17 protein-coding genes are annotated in these 25,527 nt (G+C 69.5%); 8 read left to right on the forward strand and 9 right to left on the reverse strand.

What is annotated here, in order from left to right:
* Nucleotides 1-71: 71 nt before the first annotated feature.
* From KEG57_RS29710 to KEG57_RS29720, 3 genes are all read left to right on the forward strand, one after another.
* The gene (locus KEG57_RS29710) at nt 72-1,490 is read left to right on the forward strand and encodes an NAD(P)/FAD-dependent oxidoreductase (RefSeq protein ID WP_272426732.1); all 1,419 of its coding nucleotides are present in this window, start codon (nt 72-74) and stop codon (nt 1,488-1,490) included.
* Between the two features lie 168 nt (nt 1,491-1,658).
* A complete protein-coding gene (locus tag KEG57_RS29715) occupies nt 1,659-2,489 on the forward strand; it encodes a hypothetical protein (protein ID WP_272426733.1) in 831 nt (276 codons plus the stop codon).
* A 252-nt stretch (nt 2,490-2,741) separates the two neighbouring features.
* A complete protein-coding gene (locus tag KEG57_RS29720) occupies nt 2,742-3,221 on the forward strand; it encodes a hypothetical protein (RefSeq protein ID WP_272426734.1) in 480 nt (159 codons plus the stop codon).
* Between the two features lie 81 nt (nt 3,222-3,302).
* Here the strand turns inward: KEG57_RS29720 and KEG57_RS29725 are convergent, their stop codons facing one another.
* From KEG57_RS29725 to KEG57_RS29735, 3 genes are all read right to left on the reverse strand, one after another.
* Nucleotides 3,303-4,826, reverse strand: coding sequence for a tetratricopeptide repeat protein (locus KEG57_RS29725; protein WP_272426735.1), 1,524 nt, complete (start codon nt 4,824-4,826; stop codon nt 3,303-3,305).
* 64 nt (nt 4,827-4,890) lie between these two features.
* Nucleotides 4,891-7,197 (reverse strand): serine/threonine-protein kinase, encoded by a 2,307-nt coding sequence (locus KEG57_RS29730; protein ID WP_272426736.1) that lies wholly within the window; start codon nt 7,195-7,197, stop codon nt 4,891-4,893.
* 15 nt (nt 7,198-7,212) lie between these two features.
* Nucleotides 7,213-7,872, reverse strand: coding sequence for a hypothetical protein (locus KEG57_RS29735; RefSeq protein ID WP_272426737.1), 660 nt, complete (start codon nt 7,870-7,872; stop codon nt 7,213-7,215).
* Nucleotides 7,873-8,003: 131 nt separating this feature from the next.
* Between KEG57_RS29735 and KEG57_RS29740 the strand changes: the two genes are divergently transcribed.
* Complete coding sequence (locus tag KEG57_RS29740; RefSeq protein WP_272426738.1) at nt 8,004-9,134, forward strand: LNS2 domain-containing protein; 1,131 nt, start codon at nt 8,004-8,006, stop codon at nt 9,132-9,134.
* Nucleotides 9,135-9,244: 110 nt separating this feature from the next.
* Nucleotides 9,245-14,137 carry a translocation/assembly module TamB domain-containing protein gene (locus KEG57_RS55760; RefSeq protein ID WP_272426739.1) on the forward strand — a complete coding sequence of 1,631 codons (4,893 nt, stop codon included), beginning with the start codon at nt 9,245-9,247 and terminating at the stop codon, nt 14,135-14,137.
* Here the strand turns inward: KEG57_RS55760 and KEG57_RS29750 are convergent.
* Nucleotides 14,131-14,631: a hypothetical protein gene (locus KEG57_RS29750; RefSeq protein WP_272426740.1), complete on the reverse strand. Its 501-nt coding sequence runs from the start codon at nt 14,629-14,631 to the stop codon at nt 14,131-14,133. The genes KEG57_RS55760 and KEG57_RS29750 overlap by 7 nt on opposite strands.
* A 127-nt stretch (nt 14,632-14,758) precedes the next feature.
* On the opposite strand from KEG57_RS29750, the gene KEG57_RS29755 reads away from it, so the two are divergent.
* Both KEG57_RS29755 and KEG57_RS29760 read left to right on the forward strand, forming a co-directional pair.
* A complete protein-coding gene (locus tag KEG57_RS29755) occupies nt 14,759-15,520 on the forward strand; it encodes a class I SAM-dependent methyltransferase (protein WP_272426741.1) in 762 nt (253 codons plus the stop codon).
* A gap of 196 nt (nt 15,521-15,716) precedes the next feature.
* Nucleotides 15,717-16,349: a hypothetical protein gene (locus KEG57_RS29760; RefSeq protein ID WP_272426742.1), complete on the forward strand. Its 633-nt coding sequence runs from the start codon at nt 15,717-15,719 to the stop codon at nt 16,347-16,349.
* A 136-nt stretch (nt 16,350-16,485) separates the two neighbouring features.
* Here the strand turns inward: KEG57_RS29760 and KEG57_RS29765 are convergent, their stop codons facing one another.
* The 3 genes from KEG57_RS29765 to pyk form a co-directional block, all read right to left on the reverse strand.
* Complete coding sequence (locus KEG57_RS29765) at nt 16,486-17,532, reverse strand: hypothetical protein (RefSeq protein WP_272426743.1); 1,047 nt, start codon at nt 17,530-17,532, stop codon at nt 16,486-16,488.
* Nucleotides 17,533-17,618: 86 nt separating this feature from the next.
* A complete protein-coding gene (locus KEG57_RS29770) occupies nt 17,619-19,571 on the reverse strand; it encodes a serine/threonine-protein kinase (RefSeq protein WP_272426744.1) in 1,953 nt (650 codons plus the stop codon).
* Nucleotides 19,568-20,989 carry a pyruvate kinase gene (gene pyk / locus KEG57_RS29775; RefSeq protein WP_272426745.1) on the reverse strand — a complete coding sequence of 474 codons (1,422 nt, stop codon included), beginning with the start codon at nt 20,987-20,989 and terminating at the stop codon, nt 19,568-19,570. The genes KEG57_RS29770 and pyk overlap by 4 nt, the downstream gene beginning before the upstream one ends.
* Before the next feature lie 172 nt (nt 20,990-21,161).
* Between pyk and lysA the strand changes: the two genes are divergently transcribed.
* Entirely contained in the window at nt 21,162-22,466 is a 1,305-nt protein-coding gene (gene lysA, locus KEG57_RS29780; protein ID WP_272426746.1) for a diaminopimelate decarboxylase, read from the forward strand.
* A gap of 104 nt (nt 22,467-22,570) precedes the next feature.
* Here the strand turns inward: lysA and pnp are convergent, their stop codons facing one another.
* Complete coding sequence (gene pnp, locus KEG57_RS29785) at nt 22,571-24,856, reverse strand: polyribonucleotide nucleotidyltransferase (RefSeq protein WP_272426747.1); 2,286 nt, start codon at nt 24,854-24,856, stop codon at nt 22,571-22,573.
* 370 nt (nt 24,857-25,226) lie between these two features.
* Nucleotides 25,227-25,493, reverse strand: coding sequence for a 30S ribosomal protein S15 (gene rpsO, locus KEG57_RS29790; protein WP_272426748.1), 267 nt, complete (start codon nt 25,491-25,493; stop codon nt 25,227-25,229).
* Nucleotides 25,494-25,527: the final 34 nt, after the last annotated feature.

A 25,527-nucleotide genomic window follows, 5' to 3' on the forward strand; every position in this document is an offset into this window, starting at 1 on the left:
GCCCCGGCCCCGGACGCCCGTCCGCGCCGCCCGACCACCTCGCCTGGACCAACGATTGCATCGCCCCGGGCATGAAAGGTCCGACAGGGCGAGCGAAGGGGCCGAAGCAGACGCCGCGCAGCGCGCGAATCGCACAGCGCCGCTCGGACGAACGCGGGAGCCCCATCACGTTCGGAGAGCCGGGCCGTACCCCGAAATCACGCAAGGAGCCGCTGCACCTGCCCCATGTGGTCATCGTGGGCGGCGGCTTCGGCGGGCTCTATGCCGCCAAAGCGCTGCGCCACGCGCCCGTGCGCATCACCCTGCTCGACCGCAAGAACCACCACCTCTTCCAGCCGCTTCTTTATCAGGTCGCGACCGCAGGGCTGAACCCGGCCGAGATCGCCGCGCCGATCCGACGCGTCCTGCGCGATCAACGAAACGTGCGGGTGCTCCTCGGCGAGGTCACGGGCATCGATCCGAAAGAACGAACGGTGACCTCGTCGGCCGGGACGTTCGTATACGATTACCTGATCCTCGCGACGGGCGCGAGTCACTCGTATTTCGGGCACGAGGAATGGGCACCCCTCGCCCCGGGACTGAAGAGCCTCGAGGACGCGCTGGAGATCCGGCGCCGCGTGCTCCTCGCATTCGAGAAGGCCGAGTGCTGCGCGCCTTCCCAGGAAGATCGCTCCGCGTGGCTGACGTTCGTGATCGTGGGCGGAGGGCCGACGGGCGTGGAGCTCGCCGGGACGCTGGCCGAGGTCGCTCACCATACCGTGGCAAACGACTTCCGGGTGATCGATCCGACGGCCGCGCGAATCGTGCTGGTCGAGGGGATCGATCGCGTGCTGCCCACGTATTCGGCACTGCTGTCGGCGCGCGCGGAGCGGCAGCTCCAGCGGCTCGGGGTGGAGGTACGCACGAACGCGAGGGTGACGGGAATCGACGCGGAAGGGGTGCAGATCGGCGAGGAGCGTATCGCCGCGAAGACCGTGCTCTGGGCCGCAGGCGTGAAAGCCTCGCCGCTCGGCGAGGCCGTCGGCGCGCCGCTCGATCGCGCGGGGCGGGTGAAGGTCGCGCCGGATCTGTCGGTGCCCGGACACCCGGAGATCTTCGTGATCGGCGATCTCGCCGCGCTGGAGCAGGACGGATCCCCCGTACCGGGCCTCGCGCCCGCGGCGATCCAGGAGGCGCGCCATACCGCGAGGAACATCGTGCGGTCGATCCAAGGCGAGCCGCGGCAGCCGTTTCGGTACCTCGACAAGGGCACGCTGGCCACGATCGGACGGAACGCGGCGGTGGCGAACTTCGGGCGCCTGGAGCTCTCGGGCTTCGTCGCGTGGCTCGCGTGGCTCCTGATTCACGTATTTTTCCTGATCGGGTTCCGGAATCGGTTCCTCGTGCTCTTCGATTGGGCATTTTCCTACCTGACGTACGAGCGCGGCGCGCGGCTCATCACGGAATCCAGCCCGAAGGCGGCCCTGACCGAACCGGCGTCGAGGCGCTGAAGGGCGCCCAATTCTCCGAGCGAACGCGGAGGGCCCCTGCCGCCCTGGACGCGCGGCGAGGGCCGTGATAACCTTCACAAAGGTACGCGAAGGCCGCACCTTTCTTTCGTGGCGCCGGCGCGCGGCGCCCTCAACCCATTCGCCGGAGCACCAATGACCCACGAGCGCATGGCCAAAGGCTTGATCCTGCTTTTTTTCGCGGCGGCGACGCTGTTCGCCGCCTGCGGCGGGGAAGACCCCGAGACAGCCGAGGACAAATACTGCAATCAGCGCTGCGATTGCAACAAGTGCACGGAAGACGAGCTGGCGTCGTGCCGCGACGACAAGATCAACCAGAAGGACGAGGCCGGGGACGCCGATTGCAAGGATGAATACTCGACCTACCTCACCTGCCTGACGAACGACGCCGCCTGCTCCGACGGCGATTACGATGAGTCGGTGTGTTTCGCCGAGGAGAGCGATCTCGATTCGTGCCTGAACCCGGCGCCGACCTGCAACCTCGCGAACAACGGCGTCTGCAATGAGCCCGCGCCGAAGGGCGACGGCCTCTGCGCGGCGGGATCGGACACGAAGGATTGCGCGATCCCGACGTGTCCCTCGGCCGGCGACGGGTACTGCGACGAACCCGAAGGCTCCGGCCTCTGCGCGGAGGGATCCGATCCGATCGATTGCGGGGTCCCGACGTGTCCCTCGGCCGGCGACGGGTACTGCGACGAACCCGAGGGCACCGGGCTCTGCGCGGAGGGCTCCGACCCGATCGATTGCTCCGCCCAGACCTGCCAGGCTTGCTACAATTACGTGCTCGATCCGTCCGCGGGCTCGCTCTGCGAGACGTCGACCTCGACGTACATCACCTTCCTCGACTGCGCGTGCGTGTCGTGCGCGGACGCTTGCGCCACGGGCGTGGACGTCTGCGATGCGTACCCCATCAGCTCGACGTGCCTGAGCTGCGCGCAGGAGCTGTGCTCCTCCACATTGAACACCTGCATCTCCGATTGAGCGAGGCGCGCCCGTTCTGCTCACGTGCGTTCCCCACGCACGGACAATCCTCGTAACATCCCAGCGATTCCCGCTTCCTCTCCCATTTCCTTCGTCATCGTCCGCTCTTCCCGATTGAATTCGGGAATGGCCTTCCCGCGGCCGGACGAGGCCGCCTGGCATTCCGTTTGCCCGAGGATGCTCGGGGACGCCCGTTCGGCCGCCTCTCGGCTCACCCGATCCGCGCCCCCGAACGGGAAAAGGAGGGAGGACATGAAGGTCGGGAGAGCATTCTTCGCAGGAATCGTCGGCGGCGCCGCGACGACGCTGATAATGACGGCCGCGCACACGGCCGGCGCGTCGGCGGACGTCATGCAGCTACTCGGCACGTTGCCCGGCAATGCGCCGAGCAGCATGTCGTGGCTCGTTGGATTCCTCGTAATCACCGTGACGTCGGGTCTCATCGGCATCGCCTACGGCGCCGCGTTCGAGACCATCACGCGGAGCGCAGGCGTCGCGACGGGCCTCAAGGTCTCGCTCGTGCACACCGCGCTCGCGGGCATCTTCGTGGGCCTGCTCGGCATGATGCACCCGCTCGTGCCGGAGACCATGCGCGCGCCGGGCTTCTTCATGTCGAAGTACGGCGGGCTCGGGATCCTCGCGTTCGTGGTCGGGCACCTCGTGTTCGGCGCCATCGTGGGGGGGCTCTACGGAGCGGTGACGACCGAAGACGAGACGACGCCGTTCAAGTGATTCGCGTCGAGGGGAAACAAAAAGGAAAAGGCGCGGGCCCTTTTCGCGGGGCTCGCGCCTTTTTCGTATTCGCGCCGAAAATCAGGTCGCCGCGGGCGGCGTCTCCGGATTGGACATCACGCCGCCGAGGGTCAGACCCTCGTCGATCGATTTCACCGCGCGCTTGGCGCGCTTGCGGATGTCGACGTGCAGCGACTCGTCGAAATTGATGGCCGAGAATGCGCCACGCGCCTCGATCTTCTTTTCGAGGCCGAGGTAGGCCTCCGCCTCGTTCCAGCGAAGCTTCCAATCGCGCTTCGCCAGGTTCTCGAGCTTGCCCGCGTCCTCGACGATCTCCTGGTAGCGCTTCTCGTTGCCGAGCTGCGTCCAGAGCTCGGCGCGGAGGTCGTCGTCCTCCGGGCGAAGCGCGACGGCCTTCTTGAGGAGGTCGATGCCCTCGTCCTTCGCGCCCGTGGCGATCTTCGCCCGCGCGAGCGAGCGCCACGCGCCCACCGCATTCGGGTGCGCCTCGGCGAACGCCGTGAGCGCCGGGATCGCGTTCGAGACGCCCTGGATGTTCGTGGCCGCGTCCGCGGGCCAGAAGCGATACTGAAGCGCGAGGAGATCGCCCGGATCCGCCTCGAGCGCCTTGTCGAGCGCCGCGCGCGCCTCGTCCGCGTTGCCCGCGGCCGCGAGCGAGCGCCCGAGCTCGACGTACGCACCCGCCGACTGCGCCTTCTCGACGTACGCCTTCGCCGCCGCGAGGGCCTCGTCCCGCCGGCCGAGGTCACGCAGGGCCGCGATCTTCGCGAGCTCGCCGCGCTCGGCGGAAGCTGCGTCGCCGAGCTTGATGATGCGCTCGGCGATGGCGAGCACCACGATCGGGCGGGCCTCGCGCTCGTGATACGCGAGCTGCTCCAGGTAATAGGCGGCGTCGCGCGCCTCGGCGTCCCACACGGAGGCGAGGTACTCGTCGACCTTGTCGCTGCGCACGTAGGTGAGCGAGGTGGCGTCGCGCGGGTTCTCGTAGACGGGCACGAGGACGCCGAGCTTGGCGAGCGCGTCGAGCGCGGGCTGGCAGTCGGGCTGCGCCTCGAGCGCCAGGACGAACTCGTCGATCGCCGCGTCCTTGTTGCTCATGGTCGCGTGGACCTGGCCGAGGCCGACGTGATAATCCGCGTCGCCCTCGAACGTCTTGCGGATCGACTGATAGGTCTTCAGCGCGGCCGGGTAATCACGCAAGGCCGTCTGCGCCGCGGCGAGGTTCAGGCGCGCGGCGTGATCGTCGGGATCCATCGACGCGATGCGCTTGAGCGCCGAGAGCGCCTTTTCGAAGTCGTTCTCGGCGAAGCCCTTCTGGGCGCGATCGAGCAAGGGCGCCTTGTCGAGGAAGACCTCCAGCGCCGAGACGAGCTGGCTGTTCTTCTTGCGCCAGTTGCCATCCTTGCCCGCGGGCGAGTCGTTGAGGAACGACTTGATCCACTTGCGGGCGTTTTCGATGGACAGGCCCTTGTCGGCCAGACCCTCGAACTCGCTCTTGGGAATGGGGAGCTGCGGCGGCATCCCCTGGCGGCGAGACATCTTCGGGTCCAGGGCAATCATGACCCATTCTTCGTCTTTGCTCATCGCGGATCACGGTAGCGAAAGGCCGCTTCCGAGATCAAGCGCCGAAGGCTCGCGCCACGGCGCGTCAGGAGATGCTGATCAGGATCACGACGACCAAGATGACGACCACACCAACACCGATGGCGATGAGCGCCGGGGTCTGCAAACCAAGCACACGCGGCCGGAGGCGCGTGGTGAACGCATCGGCGTCGAGCTCGGGCGCAGGCAAAGCGTGTCGATCCGGCAGGCGCGTCGCGCCCGGCGGCACCGAACGACCCGGCACGGGCGGCGCGGGCGGAATCGGCGGCGGCGCCGGAATGGAAGGGCCCCCGATCGGTGGCGCCGACGGGGACGGCATCGGCGCGGCGAGCGCCGGGATCTGCGGCGCAGGCGGAATCGGAGGCGGCGCCATGGCCGCGAAGCCCGGAGGCGGCGCGCTCACGGTCTGCGCAGCTGCGCCCTCGGTCGCGCGGGCCGATCGCTCCATCGCGAGCGCAACTTCGAGCCGGCGCAGGCCGTCCGTGATGCTCTGCGCTTTTCCGATGCGCAGCGCCTCCGCGGCGAGCGCGGCCGCGTCGCTCGTGGCCTTCGCGAGCGCGGCCTTCCGCTCGGCACGCGCGTACGCGGCTTTCGCCTCGTCCGCGAGGCGCATGGCCTCGATCGAGAGCCGCTCGGCCTCGCTACGCAGTCGATCCTCGCCGCTCGGCTCGGCGACGGGCGGGGGCGGAGGCGCCGACCCTCCGCTGCGGCTCGTGATGGGCGGCAAGGGCACGGAGGGATCGGCGGGGACGATCTGACCGGGCGGCGCCGGAGGCATGGCGCGCGCGGCCGTCGCGGCGCGCACCTTGCGCAGCATGTCGCCGATGGGCGCGGTGGGATCGTCGAGATCCTCGCTGTCGGGGGGATCCTCGCGGCGAGCTGGTCCGGCGGGGAGTTTGCCCTCGATGACGGTCGCGAAGCTCGGCAGCACGACGCGTTTGTCTTCGGGGGCCTCGGGCAGGGGCGCGGGGCGCGCGGCGGCGACGTCGGGGGCGACGAGCTTCGGATCGAAGGGTTTGCCCCCCTTGAACTGCTGCCGCAGCATGGCGAGCTGCTCGGGCGTACCTTTGACGAGGGTCGGGACCTCCTCGCCCCAGTCGACCTCGCCCTCGCCCGTACCGCGCCCCTCGACGATGCGCGGCGCGTTCCGCAGCGTCCCGAGCCGCCGCGGCGTCACCTTGGCCTCGGCGGTCGTGTCCTCGGTGAGCTCGTTCGCGTCGGTGCTCAGCGGGCCTTGGGCCTCGGCCGATCGTTTCGTGCCCGGGCGCTCGGTGGGCGGGGGCGAATCGCTTCGCTTCGGCGGGTCTCTCGGGAGCGGGGCCACGACCGAGCCGCCGGTGAACGTGGGCGGGCGGGGTTTCGCCTTTTTGACCTCGGGCGTCTGGCTCGCGATCACGCGCTCGAACCAGGCCATCTGGCGCATCGCGTTCCGGCGGACGAAGCGGCCGAGGGCCTCCTCGTTGTCCTCCATGTACCCGTGCGCGCTGAGCCACTCGTCGAGCCGCGCGAGGATCTCGGCGACGGACTGGAAGCGCGCCTTCGGATCCTTCTCGAGACACTTGCTCACGATGCTGACGAGCTCGCGATCGATCTTCGGCCGGAGCTTGAAGAGATCGGCCGGCGGCGCGGTCATGATCTGGCGCGCGAGCTCCATGTCGTTCGGCGCGACCCAGGGCCTGCGCGCCGCGAAGAGCTCGAAGAGCATGACGCCGAGCGAGAAGATGTCGGCGCGCGCGTCGATGTTGTTGCCCGTGGCCTGCTCGGGGGAGATGTACTCGAGCTGGCCCTTCACCATGCCCGTTAGCGTGCGCGTGAGCCTCTGCTTGGCCTTGGCGAGGCCGAAGTCGGTGATCTTCACGTCGCCCTGGAACGAGCAGAGCACGTTGCCGGGCGTGAGATCGCGGTGGACCAGGTTCATGTGCTCGCCGCTCGGCGCGCGCAGGGCGTGCGCGGTGCCGAGGCCGCGGCAGATCTGCCGCGCGAGGAAGACGACCATCCGCTCGGTGAAGGCCTCGCCCGTGTCGAAGATCGTCTTCATGAGCCGCGCGAGCGAGACGCCCTGCACGAGCTCGACGGCGAGGTAAAGGCCCTGATCGTCGCTGCCCCAGCCCACGACCTCGACCACGTTCGGATGCCGGAGCGCACCAGTCATCCACATCTCGTCGCGAAACTGGGCGACGAAGGCGGGATCACTGGCGAGGTGCGGGTGGAGGCGCTTGACGGCGACGAGGCGACCCTCGGCGGGGCCGTGGGTCACGCGGCAGAGATCGACCTTCGCCGACTCCCCCGCCGCGATCTCCGCGAGCATCAGGAAGGAGAGCGCGGACGGGTCTTGCCCAGGAGGCGGCGGCATTCGTTCGTCAGTGTATCAAACCGTTTGCCGCGCCGCAGCGATCGCTTGCGGGAGACCTCCGATGTTTGCCTTGAGGTGCACGTCAAGGTGATCGTCCTTGGTACGGATCGCACGGACCGACGCGACGGGCAGGGCGATCGAGAGATAACGACGAACCTTGGGGTTTTCCGCGATCTTGGGCACCTTCATGAGGTCGAGCGTGAGGCGATCGTCCTTGGCTTCGACCAGCATGGGCGGACGCTTGGGCATGAAGGCGACGAGGTTGCCGGGCTTCGAGAGATCGAGCGCGCCGGACTTCAAGAGGCCGGCGAGCGGCGAGCTCGAGTCGCCGAGCACGGTGAGGGTGAGGCCCTCGATGCGGACCCCGATGCGCATCTCCGTCAGGGAGATGTCGATCTCCTCGATGTGAACGATGAGCGAGGCGCGCAGCGGCGTGCCCATGGCGTCGACGGTCGCGGCGACGCGGATGCCGGGCGGCGCGGCCTCGATGACGATGTCCTTCGGGGCTTTCTTGTTGTCCGGAACGAACTCGCGCGCGAGGTAACGCAGGGCATCCATGGGGATGGAAGCGCGCAGGCCGAGGGCGCTGCGCAAGGCGCGGACGATCTCCTCGGGGTGCTCTTTCAGATAGTTGCCAGCGGTGCGTGCGAGGACGCGGGGATCAGGCTTGGGCATACGGGGGGCTAGAACCTTCGCAGAGGTGCGCTCGTCCGCGCAAGGGGCGCGAACGCCAGGGTTGTGGGGGCGAAGGACGCAACGCGTCGACGCGCTTTTTCTGCGGATCGATCGGGGTCACAATGGCGGGCATGCGTGGAACGTTCGCTTTCTTCTTGGCGGGGATCGTGGGCATGGCCGCATGTGGAACCGGCGGCGGCTTCGATGTCGTGACGAGCGGCGCCACGACGGGCGCGGGTGCCTCCGGGGGCTCGGGCGGCGCAGGCGGCGCGGGAGGCGCAGGCGGCGATGCGACGGGCGGCGGTGGATCGGGCAGCGTGCCGGGCGCGTGGTGCGCGCCGATCCCGGCCTGTGATGCGCCTCCCCCGCCACCGGGCGTGGCCATCGACTGGAACTCGATCCTCCCGCCGATCGGAGACCCGAACCACCGCGGGCGAGATCTCTTCCTGAACCCCGGCGATCCGCAGTGGATCCTGGCGAAGTTCTCGTACGGCACCTTCGACGACGACATCAAAGGCGAGTACGTCGACGTGTACGTGCAGCGCGACTGCGCTGGCACGTGGGAGCACCTCGGGACCGCGACGACGACCGAGGATGGCGAACACCAGGCGGTCGAGGGCGTGGAGGACACGGGAGGTCGCGTCTACTTCCAGATCCCAGAGGAGAAGGCCCTCGGGCTCGGCAGACACAGGGTTCATCTCGTTGTCAAGGGTGACCTCTCGACGACGGACCTCTTCCTCGAGGTCGTGCCGAAAGGGACGCCGGTCTTCGTGAGTGACATCGACGGGACGCTGACGACCTACGAGACGGAGGAGTTCGTCGCGCTCGCGCAAGGGGAGCTGCCCGAGGTGCGAAAGGACGCGGCGAAGCTCTTCGACGTGCTCGTTTCGAAGGGCTATCACCCGTTTTACATGACCGCCCGGCCCGAATGGCTCGGCGCGCGGACGCGGGCGTTCCTCGACCAAAACGGTTTTCCGCACGGGATCGTGCACACGACGCTGACGAAGTCGGGCGCGCTCGGGAGTGAGGCTTCGAGCTACAAGACCGGCGAGCTCGCGATGCTCGCCCAAAAAGGGATGGTCCCCACCTACGCCTTCGGCAATACGGACACCGACGCCGCGGCCTATTTCAACGCGATGGTGCAGCCCGACGAGCGGCGCGTGTTCATCGAGTTCGACGATACGGTGCACGGCGGGCGCCGGATCGAGAGTTACACCGAGCTCCTCGCCGAGGCCGAAGCGCTGCCGAGCCTCTGCCCATGATCGCCGCGGGCGGATCGTGATTCTCCGCGGACTTCCGCCCGTCCGCGAAAGCATGAAACTGCGGGGCGCGGAGGCCGTGAAACCCGGCGGTAATTCGTTATGCTACGGCCGTGGCCTCGAGCGCGCCGGCCGATCGTGATTCCCCATCGAAAGCCGCGCCGCGGCGGCCGGGACGGGTGCGCCGCGCGCTCGCCACCGGCGCCGCCACGCTCGGGCTTTGTGTGGTGTTCACCGGGTCCGCCGCCCTTGCCGTGGGACTGCACCTCGACGTCGGCCCGTTCCGCCGCCTCGCGCGTGATGTCGCGAATCAGGCGCTTGGATCGCTCTTCGAAGGGAAGATCGTCATCTCGGAGATCGATCACCTCGCGCTCGACGAGGTGTCGGTCCGATCGGCGGTCACACTCGATCCGCACGGCACGGAAATCATCCGGGCGAACCACATCCACGGGAGCTTCGACCTTCTCGCATTTGCCCGCGCGTCGCTCTTCGGTACGGGTGAACGCAAGCTCGCCTTCCCCCACATCCGCATCGAGGAGGCCGAGGTGGTGCTCGATCGCGGTCCCGATCAGCGGCTCGGGATCGAGACGGCGTTCAAGCCACGGCCGACGCCGAAGAAGCCCAAGAAACCCAAGAAGCCCGGGGAAGTCGACCGAGCGTCCGAGCAGCCGACGACGGTGGCGCTCGAACGGATCGAGATCGGGCATGCGCACGTGCGTGGGCAGGTGGCGCCGCCGCGCGCGCTCGACGCGGACGTGACGCGCCTGCTCGCTTCGGTGCACGTGACGCCACGCGGGGTCGCCGTGGACGTGGAGCAGACGGGCATTCGCGAGCGCACGCTCGCGCACGTGCCACTCGCGGGCACGGTCGATTACCACCTGCACATCGACACGCCGCCCGAGGCGACGACGACGAACGCGACGCCCGATCCGACGAGCCCGGCGGCGGTGATGCGGATGTGGAGCAGTTTCGCCGGGCACGCGGGGCCGGTCGAGGTGCTGGCGCGCGCGTCGCTCGAAGGCGCGCACGTCTCCGCGGCGGTCGAGCTGCCGCGCGCCGAGCCCGCGGATCTGCGGCAGCTCGTGCCGGATTTGCCCCTGCGCGATCGGGTCTCGGCAAAGGTCACGCTCGAAGGAGACGCGCCCTCGTTCGAGGTCGAGGGGCGGCTCGATGTGACGCCGGCGGAGCGATCGCCAGGCTCGGTCGCGCTCCGGGGCAAGCTCGACGTCACGCGCGGGGCGCGGCTTGCGCTCGACGTGACCGCGGACGACGTCGATCCGCGCATGTTCGTCGATGGTTTGCCCGAGGCGAACGTGGACATGAACGCGCGGCTCGTGCTCGATACGAACCCCGCGCTGCGGCTCGTGGCCGAGGCGAGGACCGAGCCGATGGTGGTGCAAGAGCAGCCGGTGCCGGCGGCCGACGTGCACCTCGTCTACGACCACGGCGAGCTCGAAGGCCGCGTGACCTTGCACGAGCAGGGCGCGCCGACATCCGGATCGTTTGTCGTGCGCCCGGGCGGCGCCGTGCGGTTCGAGGCGGAGACGTTCGTTGCGTCGCTCGAATCGGCGCCGCGGCTCGCAGGTCCCGCGACGGGCAGCGCACGCGTGCACGTGGAGGGCGCGATCCAGGCGGGGAAGATCGACGCGCGTGCCACCGGCTCGGTGCACGAGCTCCACGCGAAGGGCGGCGTGTCGCTCGAACGAGGCCGCGTGGAAGGACGCATCCGCGGGCCGTTCGAAAAACTCGACGTCGAGGCCACGCTCGAAGGCGAAGGGTTTTTCGCGGGCGGGCGCGGCGCGGACAAGGTGACGGCGCACGTGCGTGGTCCGGTCACGGCGCCGAAGGTGGAAGCGCGGCTCGAAGGTGGCGACGTGGGCGAGCTCGAAGCGTCGGCGCGGATCGAGACGAAGGAGAAGAGCGCGCGCGAGGTGGCGCTGCGTCTGTCGCGCGAGGGCGAGCAGATCGAGGGCAAAGCAAAGCGCGTCGCGCTCGAGGGCGGAGCGCTCGCGATCGAGGGGCTCACGGCCGAGGGGCCGGGCGTGGGCTCGCTCGGAGGGACACTCGCGGTGGACGGGCGCGAGCTCACGGGCAAACTCAAGGGCGAGGGCGTGGACCTCGGTCGGCTCGGTCGATTGCTCGATCTCGATCGGAACCTGCGGGGCCTCGCGGACGTGGACGTCGCGCTCACGCGCACGAGGGACGGGCGCAAAGGGCACGTGCACCTGCAGGTCGAGGACGCGACGTTCTCGGCCGGGGGATTGCCGATCACGGGGGCGAGCGGCTCGCTCGTGGCGACGTTCGACGGCTCGCGTGGGGCGATGGATGGCACGTTCCGCCTCGTCGATCGCGACAAGTCCGGCGCGGAGGACGCGTGCAACGGATCGATCGCGGAGGTGCGGATCTCCGGCGCCGAAGGGAATTTGCGCGGGCCGCTCCTGGATCCGGGAACGTGGGCGCGGCTCACGGGCTCGGCGCGCGTGGACGCGCCGGACTGGGATCTGCGGTGCATCGCGCGGCGCCTGCCGGTCGCGCTCGTCCTCAGCGAGGTCTCGGGTCGCCTCGGGACGAGCTTCGCGATCGAGCGGCCCGCCGGGCAGCGGTTCGTGTCGGTGCGTGATCTCGACGTGCGCACGCGTGGCCTCGTGGTCGCGGGGCCGGTGGGGTTCGGCGAGGACAAACCCGCGTGGGAGTCGCGCTCGATGGACGTCGCGGCCTCGGGCTCGCTGAACGGCGCGACGGGCGCGACGGACGTGACGCTGTCGCTCCTCGACACGTCGACGATGGTGGAGCTCGCGACCCACGTGGATCTCGATCTGCCGACGCTGGTGGATGATCCGAAGAAGCGGCGCGCCTCGCTTCTCGCATCGCGCGGGACGGCCGAGCTCACGATCCCGCGGCGAACGGTGCGCTCGTTCCAGACGTTGCCCTCGGTCCTGCGGGATGCGCTCCCGCCGATCCGGGGCGCGATCGCGCTCTCGGCCTCGGCGAGCGGGACGCTCGAAAAGCCGGCGATCCGCGTGAACGCGCGCGGGTTCGGACTCGCGCACGACGCGCGGACGCTCGGCCCGAGCCCGTGGGCGTTCCCCGTCGACATCGATGCAACCGCGACCTACGACGCGAGCAAGGCGACGTTGCGCGCGGCCGTGCGCAAGGACGCACGCGAGCTCGCCCTGGTCGAGGCAAACGCCGACGTCGACCTCGCCGCGCTGCGCGCGGGCCGCGCCATCAAGCCCCGCGGCAGCGCGCGCGCCACGCTGCGTGATCTGCCGCTGGAGCTAATCCCGTTCTTCGCGGATCGCGACGTCGCGGGCCGCGTGAGCGGCGTCCTCCGCTTCGATCAGCGCGGCGACGAGCCCGAAGCCGCGGGGCGCCTCGAGGTGTCGGGCCTGGAGCTCGGCAGCCAGTCGTCCTTCGATCGCGCCACGCTCGAGCTCTCGATCGGAAACCCTGGCGGCGCGGGCAAGCCTGCGCGTGGCGTGGCGCAGCTCGAGCTCGTCGGCCGCGGCGGCGGGCGCATCGACGCCACGGGCTACGCGGGCGTCGACTGGCAAGGCATCGCCCCGCAGATCGACGCGACGCGGCCCGCGGACCTGCTCCTCAAGGCGAACCGCTTCCGCCTCGCGAGCCTCACGCCGCTCGTCTCCGGGACGCTCTCGCGACTCGACGGTACGCTCGACGGCGATCTGCGCGTCGGCCTGCATCGCTTCGGCGAGGACGACGGGCGCATCGAGGCGAACATGGAGGTGCGCAACGGCGTCTTCCACGTCCCGCAGATCGGCCAGGAGTTCAAGAACACGCGCGTCTCGATCCGCACGACGGACAAGGGCGAGCTGCGCTTCGACGACCTCCGCGCCGAGGGCATCAGCGGCGCCGTCGAGGGTTCTGCGATCGTGCACATGAAGGGCCTCGCCTTTCAGGAGGCGCACGGCGAGCTGCGCATCGGTCGGGACGAGGAGCTGCCCGTGACGTTCGAGGGCGTGCCGCTCGGGCACGCGCACGGGAGGATCGTGCTCGCGGCGGAGAGGGAGGGGCGCGAGGTGTCGCTCACGGTGAGCGTGCCCCAGCTTCATCTCGCACTGCCCGCGTCGAGCACGCGTGGCGTGCAGTCGCTCGATGCGAACCCCGACGTCGCGGTCTCGCACGCGCTCGGCCCGCCGAAGGAGGAGCGCCCGAAGGACGCGCTCGCGTACCTGATCACGTTCGAGCTCGGCGACATCCGAATCGAAGGCATGGGCGCGGATCTCGAGCTCACGGGCGGCAGTGCGCCGCCGCGCGTCGCGCTCACGGACGAGACGCGGCTCTCGGGCGACGTGGAGATCGGCCGCGGCTCGTTCGAGATCGTCGGCAAGAAGTTCGAGATCGAGCGGGGTCTCGTGCGCCTGCGTCCGGAAGAAGCGGGCAACCCCTACGTGAACGTGACGGCGCGCTGGGATGCTCCCGACGGCACGCGCGTGTTCGTGGACTACGTCGGTGATCTGAAGCCGATCACCGAGCAGAAGCTCAGGTTCCGATCGAGCCCGCCGATGTCGCAGCAGGCGATCCTGTCGATGATCCTCATCGGCGAGTCGCCCGAGTCCAAGTCCGACACGCAGTCCCAGGCGACGGCGCAGTCGTCGCCGCGCGCGGCGGACGTTGCGGCCGGCGTGGTGGGAGGCGAGATCGCCTCGGCGCAGATCAACGCGATCCTGTCGCAGATCGCCCCGCTCCGTGGTCTGTCCACGCGCGTCGGGACGACCGAGGCCGGCCGGCTTCGCACGACCGTGATCTACGAACTCGGCGACACCGTGACCGCGCAGGCGAGCTACGAAGGTTCGCCCGCGTCGAGCCGCCTCGAAGGCATCCAGAGTCCCACGGGCACGACGCAGGGCACGGAGAACCGCACGGAGTTGAACCTCGACTGGCGCTTCAAGCGCAACTGGGCGCTGCGCGGATCGTTCGGCTTCGGAGGAATCAACCAGCAGCCGAGCTCGGGCCTCGATCTCTTCTGGCAGTACCGCTACTGAGCGGCGCGCGTTTCGAGCTCCGCCGACACGTCGCCCACACGCACGATCGGAGGCTCCGCCGAGACGAGCAGCGGCGCGAGGCCGGCCTGCGCGTGCCGCGAAAAACGCGCATCCTCCGCGCCCGCCTTCACCCGCGCGAAGACCACGCCCTCGCTCGACACCGAGAGCACGCGCGGATCGAGCGACTCCTCCGTGCCATCCGAGAGCACGAGCAGCGCCCTCTGCCCCTCGTCCTCGACGCGAACAGCGCGCACGACGAACGGCGTCTCCTCGGCGCGGAAGTAACACCAGTCGTAGCCGTTCGTGAGGATGAGCCGCCCATCGTCCGGGTGCCGCGCAATCCAGCGATGGAGCGCCTCTTCCAGCGCGGGGTGATCCACGCGCGCGCCGTCGTGCCAGAAGCGGCCCTCGCGATCGAGCACGATCGTGCTCTCGCGCGACGTGCCCGGCGGGGGCGCGAGTTTGTAGAAGTCAGGGTGATCGCCGGGCTTCATGGTCGCCTCCTGTCCGGCCGCCCGTTCAGGCAGCAAACGATCCATAGGGCCGGCAGCGACCGGCGTCACGCCCCGACACGCGCGGCGGTGCTGCGATCGCGCCCGCCTTGGGCTACAACCGGCCCCGATGAACGAAGCGCCGCGAGAATCACTCCCGCACGACGACCACCTCCAGGCGACACGCGCGTACTACGACGAGTTCGCCGAGCGCTACGAGGACCGCCGCGACGGACGTGACACCTCCGGCTACCACGATCTCGTCGACGACCTCGAGATCGACTTCCTCCGCCGCTTCGGCGAGGGCCGCGACGTGCTCGAGGTCGGCTGCGGCACGGGCCTGTTACTGCGGCGCATCGCGGACTTCGCGCGCACGGCCCGGGGCGTGGATCTCTCGCCCGGCATGCTCGAAAAAGCCCGCGCACGGGGCCTCGACGTCACCGTCGGCAGCGCGACCGATCTCCCCTTCCCCGACGCAAGCTTCGACGTCGCCTGCGCCTTCAAGGTGCTCCCGCACATCCGCGAGCTCGAGCGCGCGATCGCCGAGATGGCGCGCGTGGTTCGTCCGGGCGGAACCATCCTCGCCGAGCTCTACAACCCCGTGAGCCTGCGCGGCCTCGTGAAGCGCTTCCTGCCAGCCGGCGCCATCAGCGCGCGCACCAAGGAGGACGCCGTCTACACCCGCTTCGTGAGCCCGTGGGGCGCCGCCCGTCTTTTTCCGCCTGGTGTGCGTGTCCGCGCCTCGCGCGGCGTGCGTATCGTCACGCCCGCGGCCGCCGTCATGCGCGTGCCTCTCGTCCGCAGCGCCTTGGTTCGCGCCGAGCACGCGCTCTGCGACTCCCCGCTCCGGCACCTGGGCGGTTTCTGGATCGTCGCACTTGAGAAGCTTTGAGGGGGCGGCCCTCGTCCCTGTTGTTCCGGTCGGAAATCACTGATATTTTTGCTTCTCGTGGCCTTCGAGGTTCCGCTCGCCCCCATCGCGGAAGCCCGCCCCCCCCGGCGGCGATGTTGGCCCCGCCGCGAAGCAGAGCGATACTGCACGTTGCAGGGCCCCCTCCGAGCGCCCGTCGTCGCTGAAAGGACCCGCGATGCCTCCTACGTCCACGAGCTCGATCCCGACTCTCCTCACCGGCGCGGACAACGATCGCGGCGCACTCATCGGAGCGCTCGCGTTTGTCGAGGGTGTGGGCATCGGGGCCATGGGCGCGCGGGAGCTCAAGACATGGATCGAGGAGTACCTCGTGCGCGCCGGTCGCATGCAGCGCCCCATTCAGGTCGCCGAGCCCATGGCAGGGACGCTGCTGCTCGACACACTGAACACCGTGGGCGCGCCGCCCTCGGCAACAAAGGCGCTGCTCGATCGCATCCTCGGCCGCGCGCGATCGCGAGTGGTCTTCACGCTGCGCGGGCTCATCACGGATCCAGCCGAGGACGGCTTCCTCGAGCTCGCCACGAAGTCGAGCCGCGTGCAGCCACTCGGCATCGGCTCGAAGGTGTCGTGGATCGCGCGTCCGCAGAAAGAAGACTCGCTGAGCGACATCGTGCTCAGCCTGTTCGCCGCGGACATCCTTTCGAACCGCAACCTGTACGACCAGAACCTCTGCGTCTGCGACACGTGCGGCCGCGTCTCGTTCCGCGCAAAGATGATGTCGCGCACCGGCTGCCGCGAGCACAACGACGGCCCGCCAGGCGTGAAGCCCACGAGCAGCCGCAGCACCTGAGGGGTGTTCGATAGCGTAGCGCCGGGGTTTCACCCCGGGCCCGAGCAGGGGCTATCCGCCCCTGCACCCGGACCAGGGCAAGCCCTGGACCTTTGGTGCATCGACCGCGATGCGGTCGATGCAAAGGTTCGCGCGATCAGAAAGCGCCGACGACGCCCACGCCAAACCCGTCCGGCATCACCGCGACCGTCGGCACCACGCGCAGCGCAGGGCGCGGCGGTACGGGGCGTTTCTCGATCGTCACCTTCTGCGGCACGTACGCGATCTGCGCCTGCACGATGCCCGCCACGGTGAGCCCAGCCCAGAGGCCGAACGCGACCTGGTTGATGACCAGCGTGATCTGCTGGCGACGCACGAGCTCCTCGCGCTCGGCCCCCGTCGCGATCGTCTGATCGAAGCTCGCGTAGTAGTTGAAGACCTGCGACGCGACGATCGACGTCGCCCCCGTGAACGCCTGCGTGATGGCGAAGGTCCAGCCGAGCCTGTTGCTGCCGTTCTGGAACTGGCCGATGCCGAACGGCATCGCCGCGACGAGGCGCGAGTTCGGCACGACGATCTGTCGCTCGGAGGCCGCCTTCACGAGCGCCTCGATCCAGCGTTTTTCCTCTTCCTTCGCCTTCTGCAGGGCGATGCGCCGGTCTCGCTCCTCCGCAGCGCGCTTCTGCTCCGCCGCGTCGAGCTCCTGGCGCAGGCGTCCGCGCACGACGGTGAAACGATCGACGACCTCCTGCGGGAACACCGCAGGGTCAGGCGAATAACTCGGGTTCTGCCGAAGGATCGTGGCGATCTCCGCCTCGGCCTCGTCGTAGCGCTTGAGCGCGATGAGCGACGCCGCGCGGAGCGTGCGCGCGCGCTGGATGAGGTCCGGGTCCGTGAGTCGACACGGCGCGGTGCCGCTCGTCGGGACAGACTCGCAGGGCTTCTGCGCAGGATCGAGCATCGCCGTGAAGCGCGAAGCCGCCTCGTCGTACTCGGCCGCGTCGAAGCGCGTCTTGCCGAGCTCGAACTGCTGCAAATCGTCCGCACGCGCGGTTTGGGACACGAGGGCGAGCGCGAGGCCCGTCGCGGCCGCGAGCGCCGCGGGCCCGAACGAAGCGCGCCGTTTGGCCCTGGGGCCTCGGCGGTCCCGCCCGAACCGAAGCCCGCCGGGCAGAGCCCGCTGCAGACGAGGTCGCGCCGTCATTCCCCGTAACCGAGTAACCGAGGGACCCTTCTACCGGAATTTGGGCATCGTGGGGACCGCTATCCGCGACCCCGAAGCCCCCCGCCTCACCGCGCGGGCCAGGGCACCACGTTGTGCTCACCGGCGCGCAAACTCACGTTGCTCCGGAAGGGCTCCTCCCCCGGCGCCGTGAACTGGCACTTGTTGTCGTACGTGATCTCCTCGAGCTGCACCTTCTTGGTGGCACCTGGAAAAAGCGTCACTTTGATGTCCGAGCACACCACCTGCGCGTTCGCGGGCGCCGGGCCGAGCGAGACCGTGGACGGGAGCGGCGTGAGCCGGACGCGGTAACGCTGCACGTCGTCAGGATCGTTCTCGGGCGGGGGCTCGACGACGAGGGTTCCGTCGAACGTGCCGCAGCACTTCGAGTCCTTCACGCGGGCCGACACGGCGTGAGCGCCGGGCTTCAGCGTGAACACGCGCGAAAAATGCTTTTCTTCCTTGCCGTCGAGGACGAGGGTCGCGCCCTGCGGGCTGACGAGGAAAACGACCTTGCGCAGATCCGCGGACGGAGGTGGAGGCGCAGCGGCGGAGGTCGTCGGGGCGCTGATCGGGAGCTTGATGCGGATGCTGCGCGGCGTTTCGGCCAGGTTGATCGACGGCGGGGCGGTGCTCGGCGTCCGAGGGTCCGCGGATGCGTCGGGCGCGGAAGGGTTCTTGGGGTGCTCCGTGGAGGCCGTCGTGGCGTCCGTCTTCGGGCCTGCGTCGGCCTCGATCACGGCCGCGGGCTTGCGCAGGCGCGCGACGACGAAGGCACCGACACCGAGCACGAGCGCGCCCGCAACGAGGCCCGCCATCCTGCGCACGAGCTTCTGTCGCTCGGCGCTCACGGAGAGGCTCGTCACGCGCTTCAGGATCGCGAGGTCGTTCGGCGCGAGCGCGTGCGCGCGGTTGAAGTCGGCCGCGGCACCGGTGCGATCGCTCGCCTTGCGCGCGGCCTCGCCGCGGGCGACGAGACACGACACGAGCCGCGTCGTGAGGGCGTCCGCATAACCGACCGGGTCCTCGAAATAAGCCTCGATCTCGCGCCGCGGGTCGGTGATGCCGAGGGCCTCGAGCTCGGCGCGGATGAGCTCGCCGAGCTTGCCGGGGCCCGCGATGCGATCGGCCGCGGCGTGCGCGAGAGCGCCGTCGATGATGCGCGCGAACCGACCGCCCACCGTGGGCCGCTCGTGATCCGCGGGCGGATAGTCGCCTTCGAGCACACGCCGCAGGACCTGCGCCGGGTTTTTCCCTTCGAACGGCAGGTGCCCCACGAGGCACTCGTACATGAGCACGCCAAGCGCGAAGACGTCCGTGCGCCCGTCGACCTCGCCCGCCTCGATCTGCTCGGGCGCCATGTGCGCCGGCGATCCGAGCACCTGCCCGGTCGACGTCACGCCTTGCGCGTCGAGGAGCTTCGCGATGCCGAAGTCCGTGAGCTTGATGAGCACACCGAGATTACCGGCACGGCTCGGCACAGGCCGTGGTGTCGATCGCGGAGCGTCGGGGACGGGCGTCTCGTCGACCTTGTCGGCGCGCGTGCGCGACTCGCTCGTGCGATCGGCGGGCAGCTCGACGAGCACGTTCTCCGGCTTCACGTCGCGGTGCACGATGCCGCACGCGTGCGCGTGCTCGAGCGCCTCGCAGAGCACGAGGACGATCGACGCACCGATCTCGGCGGGCATGTCGCGGTGGCGCTGGAGGATCTTTCGTAGCGTGGTGCCGCGGCAGAGCTCGACGACGAGGTAACGCTCGCCGTCCTCCTCGCTGGAGACGTCGTACACCTCGACGATCCCCGGGTGCCGGAGCTTCGCGGCCGCGCGTGCCTCGGCGACGAACCGCGCGGCGACCTCGGTGTTCTCACGCAGGTGCTTGTGGATGAGCTTGATGGCGACTTCACGCCCGAGACGAACGTCCCTGGCGCGATAGACCGTCGCCATCCCACCGTGCCCGATCTCCTCGATGAGCTCGTACTTTGCGAGCCTGGGGAGCCCCGGCAGGGCGGAGGGTTCCGTCATTCCACGACCTTCACGCGGATCGAGTTCGTCGATCCACGCACGCCGATCGGCGCGCCGAAGATCGCGACGAACTTGTCCCCCGGCGAGACGAAGCCGTTCGCGAGCAGGATCATGCTCGCGCGATCGACCATCTCGTCCGCACTCGTGACCTTGTCGAGCGGCCAGGGCACGACGCCCCAGAGGAGCGCGAGCCTGCGGCGCGTCGCCGCGTTCGGCGAGAACGCGACGATCGGCACGACGGGCCTGTGCTTCGAGGCGTAAAGCGCCGTGGAGCCGCTCTCCGTGAAGGCCACGATGACCCGCGCGCCGATGTCGCGCGCGATGTCGCAGCCGTTGCGCGCCACGGCCTCGGGCACGTTCGCGCGCGCGCCGGGCATCTCGCTCGAGAGAGGCCGGAAGAACTTGCTCTGCTCGGCCTCCATGACGATGCGGCTCATCACGCGCGCGACGAGCGGCGGGTGCGCGCCCGTCGCCGTCTCCTGCGAGAGCATCACCGCGTCCGTCCCCTCGAAGACCGCCGTCGCCACGTCGCTCGCCTCGGCGCGCGTCGGACGCGAGTTCGTGACCATCGACTGGAGCATCTCGGTCGCGACGATGACCGGCTTCTGATGCACGCGCGCAAGTCCGAGGATCTCGCGCTGGATGACGGGCACGCGCTCGGGGTTGAACTCCACGCCGAGGTCACCACGCGCGACCATGACGGCGTCGGTCACCTGGATGATCGACTCGAGGTTCTCGACGGCCGCGGGCGTCTCGATCTTCGCGACGATGGGCGTCGGCCGGCCCCACGCTTCGCAGATGTCGCGCACGAGCCGGATGTCGTCCGAGTTGCGCACGAAGGAGAGCGCGACGTAGTCGATGCCGAGCGAGAGTCCGAACGAGAGATCGGCCTTGTCCTTCTCGGTGAGCGCCGCGAGACGCACGCGCCGCGCCGGCAGGCTCACGCCGACGCGATCGCGAAGCTGTCCGCCCTGCGTGGCCACGGCATGCACGCGCCGGCCATCGACCTTGGTCACTGTGAGGACCATGCGTCCGTCGTCGACGAGCACGATGTCGCCCGGCTGCAGATCCTCGGCGAGGCCCTCGTACAGGATCGGCATCTCGCCGGGCCCGCCGAACTGCTGCTCCTTCGTGGCCTCGATGAGGACGACCTGTCCGTCCGTGGGCACATCCATCGTGCCGCCCTCGAACTTGCCCGCGCGGATCTTGGGACCACAAAGGTCCTGCAGGATCGCCACGGGTTTGTCGCAGGCCTCGGCAGCGGCACGGACGGCCTGGAAACGGCGCGCGTGCTCGTCATGGGTGCCGTGGGAAAAGTTCAGCCGCGCCACATCCATGCCGGCGCGGATGAGTTGCTCGAGCTGGGGCTCGGATGCAGGGCCTATCGTGCAGACGATCTTCGCGCGACGTACGACCACGGGCGCAGCATGGCATGACGTCCGCGCCGCTAACAGGGCCTTACGCTAGGAAGCTCCGTGAGCCGTCCGACGTGGAACGGGGGGTCCTCCCGGGTCGCGGGGACGAGCCCGCTCGACGCTCCGCGCCATGCCGCGCTTTACCCGCTGCCCGCGCCGCGCTACCCGAGGGCGCATGCTGAAACGCGACGCGCGCGGGGCCGCCACGATGGGCGGCGTCCGCCTCGAGGACCTCCTCGACCTCGGGACGGAGCCCGGAGAAGGCACGGAACGACCGCGCACCCCCGCCTACGTGTACGACGTGGACGCGATCGTGCAGGCAGCGCGGGATCTTTCCGCTGGGTTTGAAGGCGCGCCTCACTTGGTCGCCTACGCGATCAAAGCGAACACGGCGGGCCCCATCGTGCGCGCGCTCGGCGCCGCCGGCTGCGGGGCCGAGGTGGTCTCCGGCGGCGAGCTCGCCGTGGCGCTCGGCGCGGGCATCCCCGCGGATTCGATCCTGTTCAGCGGCGTCGCCAAGACGGCGCGCGAGATCGATCAGGCGATCGGCGCCGGCGATCGCGGGATCTTCGCGTTGCAGATGGAGAGCGTCGAGGAGATCGGGCGCGCCGCGGCCCGCGCCCGCGCGCTCGGGCGCAAGGCGCGCGTGGCGTTCCGCGTGAACCCGAGCATCGAGGCCGACACGCACGCGCACGTGGCGACAGGCCACGACGAGGCGAAGTTCGGCATCGCGCTCGCCGATCTTACGGCGGCGTACGAAGCGGTCGACGCGGCAGAAGGTGCGCTCGAGCTCGTGGGCATCGGCTGTCACATCGGCTCGCAGCTCACGCGCACGGACGAATACCTCGCGGGCGCGCGCGTCGTGCTCGATCTCGCGGCCGAACGCCGCGCCGCGGGCAGGCCCCTCGCGTACCTCGATCTCGGCGGCGGTTACGGCATCGACTACGGCGCGGGTTGCCCTGTGTCGCCCGCGGATTTCGCGCGGGCGGCGACGCGCCTCGTCGCAGAGCGAGGCTTCAGCGGGACGCGCATCGTCGTCGAGCCGGGGCGCGCGCTCGTGGCGCCGTACGGCGTGCTCTGCGCGAGCGTGGTGATGGCGAAGCGCTCGCGCGGCGAGCCTGCGCGACGGTGGTTGATGATCGACGCAGGCATGAACGATCTCATCCGTCCCGCGCTCTACGGCGCCAAGCACCGCATCGAGCCGATCGACGCGCCGCCGCCGGCTGCAGGCACGGCGCCCGGCTACCGCGTCGTGGGGCCCGTCTGCGAGAGCTCCGACGACTTCGGCGAGCATCCCTTCGCGGATCCGCTGCCGCGCGCCGTGGTCCTCCGCGACGCCGGCGCGTACGGCTTCGTGATGGCGAGCGAGTACAACGGGCGCGGGCTGCCGACGGAGATCTTCCTCGCGGGCGGTCGCGTGGCGACGATTCATCCCTCGCGTGACGCCGCGGCCTGGGCCGCGTCCCGCCTCTTCGGCTGACAAAAAAAAAAACGAAAGGGGCGAGCCCGTGTGGCCCGCCCCTTTCTTTTGGGGATGTCGACATGCTCAACGTCGTCGACGTTGAGCATGTCGATCCACCTCGATCAGCGACGCTCGCGCGGCGGACGGTCGCCGCGCGGGGGACGATCCCCGCGGTCGCCACGATCGCCGCGCGGCGGACGATCGCCGCGGGGGCCGTCACGACCCGGATCACTCCGGCGCGGCGGCGGACCACCTCCCGCGTCGCGCTCGCGCGCCTGATCGAGACGGGCCTTCGCTTCCACGCCGGCTTGCCCCTCGGGGAGCGGCAGCACCTCGCGGCGGCTCAGGCGGATCTTGCCCTCGCGGTCGACGCTCACGACCTTCACCTCGACCGTGTCGCCTTCCTTCACCACGTCCTCGACGCGCTCGACGCGCGTGTGTGCGAGCTCCGAGATGTGGACGAGGCCGTCGGTGCCGGGGAGGATCTCGACGAACGCGCCGAAGTCCGTGATGCGCTTGACCGTGCCCTTGTAGACCGCGCCGACCTCGGGCTCCGCCGTGAGGCCCTTGATGATGTCGAGCGCCTTCTTCACGGCGTCCGCGTCCGGCGACGCCACGTTCACCGTGCCGTCGTCCTCCACGTCGATCGCCACGCCCGTCTGATCGACGATGCCCTTGATGGTCTTGCCGCCGGGGCCGATGATCAGGCGGATCTGGTCGGGCTTGACCTTGATCGTCGTGATGCGCGGCGCGTACTGGCTGAGCTCCGGCCGCGGCGCGGGCAGCGCCTCCAGCATCTTGCCGAGGATGTGCAGCCGGCCCTCGCGCGCCTGATCGAGCGCCTGCGCCAGGATCGCCCGCGACAGGCCTGCGATCTTGATGTCCATCTGGATCGCCGTCACGCCGCGCGCCGTGCCGCAGACCTTGAAGTCCATGTCGCCGAGGTGATCCTCGTCGCCGAGGATGTCGCTCAGGATCGCGTACTTGTTGTCCTCGGCGATGAGGCCCATCGCGATGCCGGCGACGGGCGACTTGATCGGCACGCCCGCGTCCATGAGCGAGAGGCAGCCGCCGCAGACGGCCGCCATCGACGACGAGCCGTTCGACTCGAGCGTCTCGCTCACGATGCGGATCGTGTAGGGGAACTGCTCCTGCGCGGGGATCATGCGGGAGAGCGCGCGCTCGGCGAGGGCGCCGTGCCCGATCTCGCGCCGGCCGGGGCCGCGCATCGGCTTCGTCTCGCCCGTCGAGAAGGGCGGGAAGTTGTAGTGGAGGTAGAAGCGCTTCCAGCTCTCCCCCATCAGGCCGTCGATCTTCTGCTCGTCCGTCGAGGTGCCGAGCGTCGTCGTCACGATCGCCTGCGTCTCGCCGCGCTGGAAGAGGGAGCTACCGTGCACGCGCGGCAAGAGCCCCGCCTCGCACATGATCGGCCGGATCGTGCGCGTGTCGCGGCCGTCGATGCGCTTGCCCTCGTCGAGGACGTAGGTCCGCACGACGTGCGCCTTGCGCTCCTCGAACTCCGCCTTGATGAGCTTCTCGTTCGCGACGTACTTCTCCGGGCCGAGCTCCGCGAGCAGCGCCTCGCCGAGCTTCTTCTTGAGCGCCGAATACCCTTCGTAACGCGCCTTCTTGTCGGTCACGCGGGTCGCCGACTTGAGATCGTTGTCCACGATCTCGGCGACGCGCGCCTTGATCGTGTCCTCGAGCTGCGGCGCCTGGAACGGCTTCTTCGGCTTGCCCACGGCCTGCCGCATCCGCTCCATGAGGTCGATCACCGGCTGCGCCGTCTCGTGCGCGAACATGAGCGCGTCGATGATGTCGCTCTCAGTCGCCTCGGCGGCGCCGCCCTCGACCATCACGATCGCGTCGCGCGAGCAGGCGACGACGAGGTCGATGTCACACTCCTCGATCTCGCTCGCGGTCGGATACGCCACGAGCTCGCCGCCCTTGCGGCCCACGCGCACGCCGACGACGGGCCCGTTCCAGGGGATGTCGGAGATGTGCAGCGCCGCGCTCGCGCCCGTGAGCGCGAGGACGTCGGCCTTGTTCTGCTTGTCGCTCGACAGGACGGTCGCGATGATCTGCGTGTCCTTCTTGAAGCCCTCCGGGAAGAGCGGACGGAGCGGGCGATCCATGATGCGGCAGGCGAGGATCTCCTCGTCGCGCTGGCGCGCCTCGCGCTTGAAGAAGCCGCCCGGGATCTTGCCGGCGGCGTACGTCTTCTCGACGAACTCGCAGGTGAGGGGGAAGAAATCGAGCCCGGGCCGCTCGTCTTGCGACACCGCGGTCACGAGGACCATGGTCTCGCCGTAGGTCACGAGGACGGAGCCATGGGCTTGCTTGGCCAGACGACCGGTCTCGAGCGTGAGGGCTCGGCCGCCGACCATGACGGATTCACGAACGTACATGTGTCTTGCGCTCTCTCTCGCGGCGCGCGATCGCGCTCCCGAAGACCCTGACATCCGAGCGCAAGGCGGATCTTCTTCCTCGATTCCTGCCCAGGAGCAGCAGCGCTGCTGGGCACGAAGCGAAGACGAAGACGCTCCGTAGCGCTCACGGCCTCGGGGAACGCCCCCGCGCCCCGTTCTATTGTCCAAACCGACGTATTTCGGCTCTCTGTGTAGAGCCTCCGGCGGAGCCCCGCCACTTTTTTCGGCGGACCGGCGACCCGTTCTTCCGGAAGTACTTCCATAAGTTGCACGGACAAAACGCACAAAAGCGAAGAGGGCTCGCTCCCCGTCCGGGGAACGAACCCTCTCGTCGCGCTCGCCTGTGCGCTTACTTGCGGATGTTGAGGCGGCTGATGAGCGTCCGGTACCGCTCGATGTCGATCCGCTTCAAGTAGTCGAGCTGGCGGCGGCGCTGACTGACGAGCTTGAGAAGGCCACGGCGCGAGTGGTGGTCCTTCTTGTGCGTCTTGAAGTGCTCCGTGAGCTGCGTGATCCGCTCGCTGAGGAGCGCGATCTGCACCTCGGGCGAGCCGGTGTCGCCCTCGTGCGTGCGGAACTTGTCGATGATCGTCGTCTTGTGAATCGGGTGAAGCATCGGTCTGTCACTCCTCGGCGTACCCTGGCGCTGC

The sequence above is a fragment of the Polyangium jinanense genome, from assembly GCF_028435365.1.